The organism is Tissierella pigra (genome assembly GCF_018917845.1).
In the GTDB taxonomy this organism is placed as follows: domain Bacteria; phylum Bacillota; class Clostridia; order Tissierellales; family Tissierellaceae; genus Tissierella; species Tissierella pigra.
Genome location: NZ_JAHLPJ010000001.1, coordinates 2482559 through 2495314, shown reverse-complemented (window position 1 = coordinate 2495314; position 12756 = coordinate 2482559). Strand labels below are relative to the sequence as shown.

The following is a 12756-nucleotide window of genomic DNA, read 5'->3' as shown; positions in this document are numbered from 1 at the left end:
TGAAATCCAAGAATAAGTATTCTTGATATAGAACAATTTTGTAGGTATTAATAAATTGCAGGAGATGATTAATATTATAAAATTAGCCAACATTAATGGAAGAAAAGTAGAATATTTATTTAAGGGAAAAGGAGAAAACATAGTAGTAATTATGCCTGGTATGGGAGGATGTATTTATGATTGGTTGGAAATTGTAGATGAAATAGAAAAATATGTACAAGTTATTATAATTCATAGACCAGGAGTTGGGAATAGCGAACTTCATACCGATGGAAGCAATACTAGTATAGCTTCCGAAGATTTGTTTTCATTATTAAATTTATTGAACATAAAGGAAAGAATTATTTTAGTAGGCCATTCGTATGGAGGATTATGTGTTCAACATTTTGCAAGGATATATCCAGAAAAGGTAAAGAGTGTACTTCTTGTTGAATCAGCTTCAATTTATAGACAAGATAAATTTGAAAAATTAAATACTTCTATATCTGATGTATTTAGTTCAGATGAAGTATATATGAAGTTATGGAAAAAATATTCTAAATATACTAAAGATAAATTAGTAGAAGAATTAAAACCTAGCTTATATCAAAAGGAATCTAATTTATCTAGTGAAATACAAAAAGAACTTTTAAATATTTATGTAAATCCCAATATATACATAAATCAGCTTTCTGAAATAGTTGATTTGAGGAATAATGTAATAAACATGAAGGAAATGCAATCTTTTCCTAATTGTCCGTTAATAATATTAATTGAAGATCCTTACTATTCTATTAATGAAATGGTCGAAGAGGGAGTGCCTAGAATAGAAGCAGAAAAGATTGAGGCTTTAGCACAAACTTTATCTCATAAATTAAAATATTTATCTGATGATAGTAAAATCGTAATAGTTAATAATAGCAATCATTGTATACATGAAACCAGACCAGATATTGTTATTGACGCAATAAAAGACTTATTGAATAGTTAAAAAGATTAATAACTCCTATGAGGTGCTGAAAAATATTTTTAAAGATATTTTAATATAGGTAATGTCACAACAATATATTGAATAATTATTGAAGATTTATATAGCAAAACGTAAAGCAGTCAAGAAAAGGAGGTATCATCTCTTAAACTTGACTGCTTCTTTTAACCATATAGAAAGGGAAAAGATAAATATATGGAGGAAACAATAAAACCTGAAGCTTATGGCTTAATAATACTATATGCTTTACAAAGGAAATATGGCACTAATATATATTATAGAGATATTAGACTTTTTTATACACAATAAAATAAAAAAGTTGAGGATAAAAAGTTATATTAACATTAGTCATATAAATAAAAATGTACAGAATGAAAGAGACCATAAAGGTGAATAATAAATAGAGGATTTTTTCCTTTTCTGTCGAAGTATATATGTTAAAGTGGATATTATGCTTGAATTTGTTAATAAAAGACATTTTGAAGATTATAGCATAATAATTTTGAAAAGGAAGTATGAGGAAATAGTAGGAGTATTTCTTACATCAGAAGAATTACCAGAAATATATATTAAAGAAAACATATATATTAATGATAAATATCCTGGTTATGAAATAAGAGAAATCAAAAATAAGAATTTCAAAAAAAGAGACTAGGTTAGTAGATATAAATAAAATTTATGTGCATAATGTTTCTGATGGTAGAAAAAGAATATATACTAATAAAAATAGGATAATTGGAGCAGTTCCTTATATTGAACAACTCTACATCTATGGAAAAAGAGAGGCTTATGTGCCTATATTTTTATTAAAAATTAATGATTAGTATTTTATAGAAAGTGGTAAACATAGATTTTATGCACATATATCACTAAACAAAAGCCATATTAATTCTTATGTTATGGAATACAATTATTGGTTATTTAAAGAGCCCACCAGGCTCTTTTTTCTTGGATATGTTGTCAATTTATTTCAACTCACATATAATTATAGAAAAAAGGAGGGGAAAGTTTGGGCAAATAGGATGTTAGAGACTGAAAAGAAGAACTTTACAATCGAAATTGAAGAATATAAAAAGAAACTAGAGAAAGAAATAAATCTAGTCAACTCAATAATAGACAAGTCTGTATACGTTACAAAACTTCAATGTGATAAAGAGTTCTCTATAGATCTTGAAATATGGGAAAAGTTCACAGAGTGCGTCATGAGTACTAAAAGCCTATATCCAAATTGGGAAAATACTTCTGTTCATGAAAAAGAGCGGGAAAAAATTAATGAAAGTAAGTGAAGTAGGTTTGTAGAAAAATATAATGAAATTTCTACTACTGTTGACAAGTATTCCCCTTTTTATGATGAAGCATTATATGAAGGGTTCAAAGAACTAAGGAGATTATGTCATAAACAGGGGAATATTTAAATTATATGAATTTGACGTAAAATATTCTATTACTTATGAATTAGAAAGAGGCAAAAAAATGTCTCAAGAAGAGGTTAAAGAAGTATATACTGAAACACCTGCAAAGATAGGCACTCTACAGGATTCACTACAGAAAGAAATAAGAGAATACCTGAAAAAATTGCAGATAATGGAGAGTTAAACTAGATAAAACTAATGAAATATTTACAAGAAAAAGAAGGCTTTCCATTTTTGTGTCGAAGATAAGTAAGAGAATGGGGAGATAAATTTTGAACAAAAAGGGAAAAACACTTAAATATATGATTATTGGCACAATATTAATTCCGTTGAGTGTATATGGAATCTTGTGGTTTTTATATATTGTAGCGAAAAGCTTTGTAGGACCTACTGACTTAGGTATTGATTCTTGGTTAAGGACTGTGACAACATTATTTGGTACCTTTTTGGGTCCATATGCTACAGTTCAAGGTTTTTTATGGATTCAGAGCAAAACGAACGAGAGCGAAAAGATAAAGACATGAAGAATAGTGAAAATATAATTAAATTGTTTTTAATTCACGAAATAAAATACAATTTCAATAATGTACTCCAGGGTAAAAATACATTTTATAATAGGTTTAAAAATGAAGATGAACCAAAACCGTTTGGATATGAAAATGATAAAATTAAAGTTGAGGAGTTTAATAAAATATGATTTAATAAAATATAATAATGAAGTAGTTAATGATGTTATTGAATTATACTTTGTATTTGAAATGCTAAGGAACAAAAAGGATATAAAACAATTTTCTCAGAATGAGTTTGATAATATTAAAAGAGTGTATTTAAAGAATATTGATAAGTATATAAAATAAGCAATAAGAGTCTTGTGAAGTGGACTGACCCATACAAGTAGATAATCTAATTTTAATTAATTAGACTATCTACTTTAGAGGTATCATATCAAATAGGTGTCTTTTTTTATTCAATAAATCAAAAAGTATTATTAAGTAGAAATGTAAATGCTGTGAAGTGATGCCTCTTTTATAATAAAAAGGTAATCTACTTTAAATCAGTAGGTTATTTTTTAATATGTTATAATTATGGTAAATAATGGGAAGGGACTAGTCTAAATATGAAGATTGATTTCTTACATAATAAATTACATAATACAGTAAAAAATAAGTGTCAAAATATACATGACTCATATATACTTGATTCTAATATTGTTATAAAACTAAGAAGTCTATATTACAATCCTGAAAGTTTAAAAAATGATTTTGACTATATTAAGGGATTATGGGAGTTCTTTGAAGATAAAGATGTTTTACCAGATTTTGGTATCCGGGAATTGTCTTGGGATTTTAGTTTGAGTGATATAGATGTAATTAAATATAATAGAATGTTATTTGCTATGGAGGGATTATTTGAATATCATATTGATACTATAAAAAGAATAGAGTCTAAGAAAAAATATATTAATAATAAATTTCCACCTGTAAAGAGAGGTGAAAGAGAGTTTTGTGGATTAATAGAGAACATGAATGCCAATCCATTGCTGCTACCTACTTTTTGTTTTTTATATAAATTTTATAAAGAAATCAGTGTTAAGCCTAATGAGAAATTCAGTATAGAAGTTTATAATGAGATGATTAGATTTACGATAGAAGATTTAAGGGTAGTATTGTCCTATAAATTAATATTTATAATTTATTTGTTATTTTCTGAAGATGATGAAGAAACAACTTATATAGAAAAAATGTTAAAAATAAATAAAGAGCAAACAGAAGAACAGAAAATTTGGAATTCGAGTTGGGACATTTTCCTTTTGAGAATTATTAATGAGTTTGCTGTGCAAACATTAAATGGCATTTCAAATCAAAATATATAATCCAATACTAGTAACTGAAGATAAAGATATGATAGAAATATATAAGTTTATGGATATAAAGACAGTTTGCAATTATGGTGATAATAAAAAAGATAGATATTATGGTATAGAAATTAATAAAGATAAGATACTTCCTAAATATATAAATAGTGTTGAAGCAGGAGATAGTGTTCTTAAAAATATATCAAAAGATAGAATGGAATTTTTAAGAACACTATCTGATGAAGAAGAATTTCATAGCCATTTTAAAAATGTATTTGGTAAGTTACAATTAGAGTACAATAAACTATAATTTATCTATTATTTAAACTTAAAGATAAGGGTGAATTTATACATAACAATAGTCCTAAAATTAAATATATAGCTTATTTTGTTCCCAATAGAAGAGTGTGGGATGAGTTATCAATTGACTTTAACCTATTAACCGAAGAATAATTAGAAGATGAAAATTGGCTAGATGAATTAGGTTATGCTAAATTGGAAAGTGGTATTTATACATCTGCAAACAGAATGCCTACAGGAATTCTGTTAGATAACCTCTCTACTGGATTTTCAGGCTATTGGTCAAATATATTCATTTTATTGGTCTTGTTTTATTTTTTGTTTTTATTGTTGAAATTTGTATGACAATAGCACATCTACATCAAAAAGGCTTGAACTCCTTCCATTTGTATAGTATGCTTAAACTATTATATAACACTAACAGGGGAGGGGTATCTTTGAAAAAGATACTAGTAATACTAATAATTATTTCATTATTCATATCTGGTTGCAGTAGCATTCTGAGTGAATCAAGCAATAATCAAGATGAGTATGAAGATATGCTTGAAAGCTTTATACCAGAAGGAGAAAGTGACATAGGGAAACTTACATTATTTAAGAAAAATGATGAAGTTGAAGCAATTCAAGAATCAGGACCATTTACTGTGAAAATTAACAAAATACAAATTTCAGAATTAGAAGTTGGTGAGAAATACAAAAGGGCGTTCTTCGTACTAGTGTTGCATTAAAGAAATAATTACAGGTTGACATGGAAAAATTTATATAATGAAAAAAAGAACCCCTTGTGTTAAATTGTTTTTGACTAGAAAACAATGAAATGGGGTTCTTTTTTATGGTTCAATATAATAATAAAACAGTTTTTAGTAAATTAATAGAAGTAATAAATGGAAATAAGTTAAATTATATAATTAATAAATATAATTCAGATTATAGGATTCAACATTTTAACACTAAATCTCATGTTTTTTCCATGCTTTATCTTCAGTTAAGTAATACGAAAAGCTTAAGAGGCTTAATTGATAAATTAAATTATAGTCCAAAATTACAACGAACAGTTAATGTTCCAAGCCTTTCACAACTTTCAAGGAAGAATGCCAATAGAGACTATAGAATATTTGAAGAACTTTATTATAGCATGATAAATATGGCTAAAAAGGAGTTAGGAATTAAGAAATCTAATGAAAAATTTAAAGAAATTAAGGCTTTTGATTCAACAGTTATTACAATAGCTTCCTCTTTAGCACCTGAATTATTTTTTGAAGGTAAGTCATCAGGAATAAAGATTAGTACTTTATTGAATATATCTCAAAGCCTACCTGAAAAAGTAAATATTGTACCTGCAAAAATTAATGATAGAAAGTGTATTGATGACTTTTTTGATGATAAGGATACATTATATCTCTTTGATAGAGGTTACTATAATTATAATTGGTATGATAATTTGACTGACAATGGATATAAGTTCATTACAAGACAAAATACTAATGCTGTAATTGAGGAAATAAGATCAACTTATGTTGAGAACGAATTAGTATTTGATGCTGAAATCACCTTAGGAACTGATTACAGTAAAAATAAAACACATAATAAATATAGAGAAATTCTAACCTTTGATGAAGAGGGGAAAGAAATAAGATTTCTTACAAATGTATTTGATATAGAAGCTGAAGAAATTATGGAATTATATAGATTGAGATGGAAAATAGAACTTTTCTTTAAATGGGTTAAGCAAAACTTAAAAATAAAGAAATGGTTAGGCCATAATCAAAATGCTGTTAAAATACAAATATATTCAGCATTAATATCTTATGTAATACTAGCTTTATTAAAGACAAGAATGAAAATTAAATCTTCTATGATTTCAATAAGTAGAATAATTGAAGTAAATTTATTAGAAGAATCATCAGTTTTAAATTTATTAAGTGGTTAAGCTTTTAAAAAAAGTATTTCTTTTCTAGCCTTGGTTTTCCATACGTAATAGATGGTAAATATATGATATATAGTATAATATTGACAAAATGGATGCTGTATTTAGAGCATCCATTTTGTCAAAGCTTAAATTTTACATTAATGCAACACTAGTACGTTCTTCGACAATAAAGATGTTGTTACTATTGTAGAGTTAAGAGTAGAGGTTGAAAACAAAAGTACAGAAACTAACATAATATATCCAGATCAAGGAACGATAGTTACAAATACAAAAGAACAAAAGGATACACATGAAGAATTTTCGGCAATGATAGGCGGAAAATATATAGGAGAAATAATTAGAGAAGGTTATATATACTTCGTATTAGATTCAGAAGCAGAAGAAATAACTAGTTTAAAATATGTAATTTCAGGACCGATTGATTTAGATGGAAATAAATTAGGGGAAGACCTTACTTTTGATTTGTCATTGGATTAATGATGAACAATAAGCAAAACACTTACTGTGTTGTAGGTGTTTTTATTATGCTTAAAAACATGAAAGGGAAAATGATATAATGAGATATATAAACAATTATAAATCGTTGAAAATTATGGTACAATTAAATATATAGATTAAGTTACAATTTCACTAAATTGTGCTTCATAAATTAGAATTTGGAGGTTAATCATGAAAAAATGGTATGATGAGGAGTATGAATTTGAAATTGAAGTAACTGGGTTTCTTCGCAGTGACCATACAGAGCGGTATTGCCGAAATGGAGAGGAAGTTGGGGATAAGTATACCTGTACCTATGGCTGTCCCATAAATGTGGATGGACAGGGTATCTGTTCCAAGGTAATGATGATTATGTTCCCCATCATGGAGTCGGTTAGAAGTGGTGGAGATTTAGAGAACATTGGTGGCAATAGCAAATATAGCAAGGACATTGTATGCCCAGATGGCTGTGTCATGTTCAGGCTGACGGCCAAGAAACTTAACAATGAGAATTTTTATAAGGGGAAGTTTTTTGATTAGTGGTGTTATTATGACTTTTAATTCTGCAATAAAATATTTACTTAATGAGAAATTTTATAAAAAAGAAATCTACTTTAGAGGATATATGTTAGTTGAAATAATACCATGATGAAAAATATAAACTTCTTATAAATGAACATTTAAATTAATTTATTATAAAATTAATTTGTTTTTAACCTAATATGATATACAATACTTGTATATCATATTATTAACTAAGATTTTAAAGTGGAAATGAAAGATAGGTAGAAAAAGATTTTTAGGAATAATTCATGATAAAATGTCTAATTTTTTTTAGAATATATATTGTCTACCTATAATAGTGTAAATATTATAGTAGATCGACAAATCATTATAAATAGATGTGTATGATAGGTTTAGCTATAATAAATAAGTAGGAAAATAAAATGATATTAGAAATAAATGGCTAGGTCGACAAAAACTACCCATACAGCCCAGTAAAACCAAGCAACCAAAAGATTCGCATTTAATAGAACTATATTAGAATGTAAATAAAACCACAAGGGATATTTATATTCTTTTTATGTCCATTTAATAGAACTATATTAGAATGTAAATTTGGAAATCATGCTTGAAAGTAAATTATACACCAATAATTTAATAGAACTATATTAGAATGTAAATATACTATGATGATGATTCATAATGTCATGAACGGAGATTTAATAGAACTATATTAGAATGTAAATATTATAACAGTTTATGGAGGGGAGTATAGTGTTACTATTTAATAGAACTATATTAGAATGTAAATTTTTATAGACCTAAATGGAATGGTACTGAATGGATTGATTTAATAGAACTATATTAGAATGTAAATCACCACAGCTATATGGATGCACTATTTTGTGAACATATTTAATAGAACTATATTAGAATGTAAATTTTAATGTCCTTGTAGGTGATGAAATCATAAATATAATTTAATAGAACTATATTAGAATGTAAATTTTGTTTGCTACAGAAAACAAGTCTATTTCCTCTATATTTAATAGAACTATATTAGAATGTAAATTAATCTTACAAAATCAGAAGGATTGCTAATTAATGCATTTAATAGAACTATATTAGAATGTAAATGTAAGCATGTAACTTTTATCAATAAAGAAACTGATAATTTAATAGAACTATATTAGAATGTAAATTTTCCCAACTCGTTTCAATGTATTTATTTTTAATATATTTAATAGAACTATATTAGAATGTAAATCTCTTTGTAGGGACTGGGTGTTTCACCGACCCCCTAATTTAATAGAACTATATTAGAATGTAAATACCTCCAAGGGGCTGATTCGCCCCTATTTATTCTCTTATTTAATAGAACTATATTAGAATGTAAATCAACAAATTTGTTAGGTACTGAAAACAAGTCTATTTATTTAATAGAACTATATTAGAATGTAAATACAAAATATGGTTTGCTTTCGATTAAAACTGTCCTTATTTAATAGAACTATATTAGAATGTAAATCCATTGAGCTATGCTAGTATGTAAAGGCTACTGTCCATTTAATAGAACTATATTAGAATGTAAATCTACAAGGCATAGAAGGTTTAATACCTTTAGATTGGATTTAATAGAACTATATTAGAATGTAAATAAGGCAATGGATTTACTACTAGCAGAAGAAAAATTTATTTAATAGAACTATATTAGAATGTAAATTGTCACAGAATTTAACTGGTGCTCCTAATACTTGCTCATTTAATAGAACTATATTAGAATGTAAATACAAATCTCCAGTTACAGCTAATACATTGATAAATCATTTAATAGAACTATATTAGAATGTAAATATTTCTCAAACAAGTCAATCATACACACATCATATTATTTAATAGAACTATATTAGAATGTAAATATTTAATTGAAGATGTGCATGATTTAGTTAAAATAGATTTAATAGAACTATATTAGAATGTAAATTAAATTCAAATCCCATTTCGTGACATGCTATTAAGCATTTAATAGAACTATATTAGAATGTAAATTATCTACATTATATAACTTTGAAAGAGAGTCTAATACTATTTAATAGAACTATATTAGAATGTAAATTCCATTTCATCTATATATTTAGAAAGTAATCTTTTTATTTAATAGAACTATATTAGAATGTAAATACAATCTCTAGGTGGAGTTGAAACCTTATTTAAAGATTTAATAGAACTATATTAGAATGTAAATAAAAATATCTATAGATACTTTGTTTCTAGCGGGAATATTTAATAGAACTATATTAGAATGTAAATGTACAGAAGATACTACCTATTTAGCAGGTAGTGAAGAATTTAATAGAACTATATTAGAATGTAAATTCACAACCTAGTAAGATGAAAGGATTTGAAGAAAAAATTTAATAGAACTATATTAGAATGTAAATAAAGCAAGAGAAATAGTATACTCACATGGATTTCCAATTTAATAGAACTATATTAGAATGTAAATATTTTACCTACAGAGCCTACACTACAAGAAAAAAACATTTAATAGAACTATATTAGAATGTAAATCATCAACGCTCATCGTTTTATTGATAATATTACATAATTTAATAGAACTATATTAGAATGTAAATTTTTAACCTCTCTTATTTCTCTCTTTATATTACATTATTTAATAGAACTATATTAGAATGTAAATTTTGTTTCATTTTCATAATCAAATATATTTATTTCTATTTAATAGAACTATATTAGAATGTAAATAGACCTTCAACTACTACATCATCATAAACTCCTAAAATTTAATAGAACTATATTAGAATGTAAATTTTTCTAAAGGGCAAGCATGGATTGATTTGATACTAATTTAATAGAACTATATTAGAATGTAAATTTCAAAGAAAGGTCCTGGTTCAGATGCTCACAAATGATTTAATAGAACTATATTAGAATGTAAATATATTAGGAATAGGAACTGCTGCTGCTAAAATAGGTATTTAATAGAACTATATTAGAATGTAAATTTTAGTAAAGAACATTTCAACCTAACAGAGCAAGGCATTTAATAGAACTATATTAGAATGTAAATAAAGGGATTGAAGACAAGATAAATCTTTTCACGTTCATTTAATAGAACTATATTAGAATGTAAATGTGCCTTTTATTTCAATATCTTCATTTGCTATGATTATTTAATAGAACTATATTAGAATGTAAATTCTTTTTACTGCCATTTCAGATATTTTAATATTATCATTTAATAGAACTATATTAGAATGTAAATAATTCCTAGGTTAAATGAAGAATGGAAAAAATTAGATTTAATAGAACTATATTAGAATGTAAATTATATAATCAATAGTGCATGTTCATCCGTAGTAGAATTTAATAGAACTATATTAGAATGTAAATGAAAGAAGATGGGAGCAAGGATCATTATTATAATTGCATTTAATAGAACTATATTAGAATGTAAATGAGTTTGATGGACCTCAATTTGAAAACATAGATTACATTTAATAGAACTATATTAGAATGTAAATGTGGAAAATGAAGCTCCCGAAGAAAAACAAGAACTTATTTAATAGAACTATATTAGAATGTAAATGCTGATAATTCTGATAAGATATACTCTAGACTATTTATTTAATAGAACTATATTAGAATGTAAATAAGTCACCAGCCATTGTTATTGCTGTACTTCTAGCAAGATTTAATAGAACTATATTAGAATGTAAATATCTCCATCAGATACAAATATATTTCCACATTCAATTTAATAGAACTATATCTATTTAGCCCCCTAACCACTTTGGACAATCGCACACGATTATAGTAAAATATAATCAATAGGAGGTTGCCAAAGTGAGAAGTAAAAACACAAGATATTCAGAAGAATTTAAAAGACAAATAGTTAAAGAAGTAGAGGAAACTGGTAATGCAACTTTAGTAGCAAGAAAACATGATATTGTTCCAGGTACAGTAACAAGATGGGTTAGGGAGTCAAAATCAGCTAATAAAACCAATAATCCTCTTAATATAGATTATAGCACTAATTCCTCCTTAGATAAGGAGAATGAGCAATTAAAGAAGCTATTAGGTGAAAAGGACCTTGAAATAGCTATTCTTAAAGACCTACTAAAAAAAACGACCCAAAGATAGAAGATAAAGTAAATATAGCTAATAAATGGCTAGGGTATGGTTATCCAGTAACTAAGGTACTTAAAATACTTGGATTAAACAAATCAACCTATTACTTTAATATAAATAAAAATTCAAATATAGAATCAACAGAAGATAGAAAGTTAATAAACAAGGGTGGTAGACCAATTCAAGGTTCATCTAAAACCACCGATGGACAAACTGTCTGTGATGAACAAATTAAAGAATATATTTGTGAAATCATTGAATCTGAAGGATTATGCTATGGTTATCATAAAATAACCATAATACTAAGAAGAAAATTTAATTTAATCATAAATAAAAAGAAGGTGTATAGATTATGTAAAGAATTAAATGTACTAAGACCTCAAAGGATAGTTAAACCAAAGCATCCAAGGAAAATAGCTCAAAATAGAGAAATTACAAATCCTAATGCTCTTTGGGAAGTAGATATAAAATATGGTTACATCTGTGGTGAAGATAGATTCTTTTATATAGCCTCTTTTCTAGATGTATATGATAGAAACATAGTAGAATACCATATAGGACTATCATGTACTGCAGAAGATATAACTATAATTCTTAAAAGAGCATTAATGAAGCGTGGTCTCTATGATAAAGACACTAATTTAGTAATAAGGTCAGACAATGGTCCACAATTCATTAGCAATAAATTTGAAGATGCTTGTAAGGAGTTAAAACTAGAGCATGAAAGGATACCATTTAAAACTCCAAACAAAAACGCTCATATAGAATCTTTCCATAGATTACTAGAGGATGAATGTTTATCAAGGTACGAATTTAAAACCTATGCTGAAGCCTATGAGGCAGTATCTGAGTATATGAAATCTTACAATAAGTTTAGAATTCATAGTTCTTTGGGTTATATCTCTCCAATGGAATTCTATCAAAAAACCTTAGAGGGAACAGTAAAACCTTTAGTAGTAAGACTTTAATGTTTTTTCGCTTAGTAGCAAATCACATAAATATTTAGCTGAAATCAAGGGCTTGCGATAGCAAGGGCGTAGCCTTTACCCTTGATGAGGATAAATATTTATGTATAATAAAAAAAGCGATAAACATTAAAATATAGATAAACTAACAAAAAGAAAGTATTCGTGAGTTTTTGTCCAATATTAAGGGGTCA

The 12756-nt window shown here is 26.4% G+C and carries 13 protein-coding genes and 1 CRISPR repeat array; all 13 genes read left to right on the top strand.

Annotation, left to right across the window (positions count from 1 at the left end):
* Positions 1 to 64: 64 nt before the first annotated feature.
* Positions 65 to 970 (top strand): alpha/beta fold hydrolase, encoded by a 906-nt coding sequence (locus KQI41_RS12220; RefSeq protein ID WP_216585399.1) that lies wholly within the window; start codon positions 65 to 67, stop codon positions 968 to 970.
* Between the two features lie 448 nt (positions 971 to 1418).
* Positions 1419 to 1622: a hypothetical protein gene (locus KQI41_RS12215; RefSeq protein WP_216585398.1), complete on the top strand. Its 204-nt coding sequence runs from the start codon at positions 1419 to 1421 to the stop codon at positions 1620 to 1622.
* Positions 1623 to 1989: 367 nt separating this feature from the next.
* Complete coding sequence (locus KQI41_RS12210) at positions 1990 to 2253, top strand: hypothetical protein (protein ID WP_216585397.1); 264 nt, start codon at positions 1990 to 1992, stop codon at positions 2251 to 2253.
* A 187-nt stretch (positions 2254 to 2440) separates the two neighbouring features.
* Complete coding sequence (locus KQI41_RS19155) at positions 2441 to 2563, top strand: hypothetical protein (RefSeq protein ID WP_280634055.1); 123 nt, start codon at positions 2441 to 2443, stop codon at positions 2561 to 2563.
* Between the two features lie 294 nt (positions 2564 to 2857).
* A complete protein-coding gene (locus tag KQI41_RS12205; protein WP_216585396.1) occupies positions 2858 to 3076 on the top strand; it encodes a hypothetical protein in 219 nt (72 codons plus the stop codon).
* Positions 3039 to 3236, top strand: coding sequence for a hypothetical protein (locus KQI41_RS12200; RefSeq protein ID WP_216585395.1), 198 nt, complete (start codon positions 3039 to 3041; stop codon positions 3234 to 3236). The genes KQI41_RS12205 and KQI41_RS12200 overlap by 38 nt, the downstream gene beginning before the upstream one ends.
* A gap of 260 nt (positions 3237 to 3496) precedes the next feature.
* Complete coding sequence (locus tag KQI41_RS12195) at positions 3497 to 4252, top strand: hypothetical protein (protein ID WP_216585394.1); 756 nt, start codon at positions 3497 to 3499, stop codon at positions 4250 to 4252.
* Positions 4227 to 4544 carry a hypothetical protein gene (locus KQI41_RS12190; RefSeq protein ID WP_216585393.1) on the top strand — a complete coding sequence of 106 codons (318 nt, stop codon included), beginning with the start codon at positions 4227 to 4229 and terminating at the stop codon, positions 4542 to 4544. Before KQI41_RS12195 ends, KQI41_RS12190 begins: the two co-directional genes overlap by 26 nt.
* A 427-nt stretch (positions 4545 to 4971) precedes the next feature.
* Positions 4972 to 5262, top strand: a complete 291-nt coding sequence (locus KQI41_RS12185; RefSeq protein WP_216585392.1) for a hypothetical protein — start codon at positions 4972 to 4974, stop codon at positions 5260 to 5262.
* Between the two features lie 104 nt (positions 5263 to 5366).
* Positions 5367 to 6464: an IS4 family transposase gene (locus tag KQI41_RS12180; RefSeq protein WP_195838080.1), complete on the top strand. Its 1098-nt coding sequence runs from the start codon at positions 5367 to 5369 to the stop codon at positions 6462 to 6464.
* 306 nt (positions 6465 to 6770) lie between these two features.
* Entirely contained in the window at positions 6771 to 6941 is a 171-nt protein-coding gene (locus tag KQI41_RS12175; protein ID WP_216585391.1) for a hypothetical protein, read from the top strand.
* 192 nt (positions 6942 to 7133) lie between these two features.
* On the top strand, positions 7134 to 7481 hold the full coding sequence (locus KQI41_RS12170; protein ID WP_216585390.1) for a TIGR04076 family protein: 348 nt from the start codon (positions 7134 to 7136) through the stop codon (positions 7479 to 7481).
* 485 nt (positions 7482 to 7966) lie between these two features.
* Positions 7967 to 11187: a CRISPR direct-repeat array (repeat unit 29 nt; unit sequence ATTTAATAGAACTATATTAGAATGTAAAT).
* A gap of 125 nt (positions 11188 to 11312) precedes the next feature.
* A protein-coding gene (locus KQI41_RS12165; RefSeq protein WP_216585389.1) for an IS3 family transposase occupies positions 11313 to 12565 on the top strand; the annotation gives its coding sequence in 2 pieces (ribosomal slippage) (positions 11313 to 11595 and positions 11595 to 12565; 1254 coding nt in all).
* The last annotated feature ends 191 nt before the right edge of the window (positions 12566 to 12756 follow it).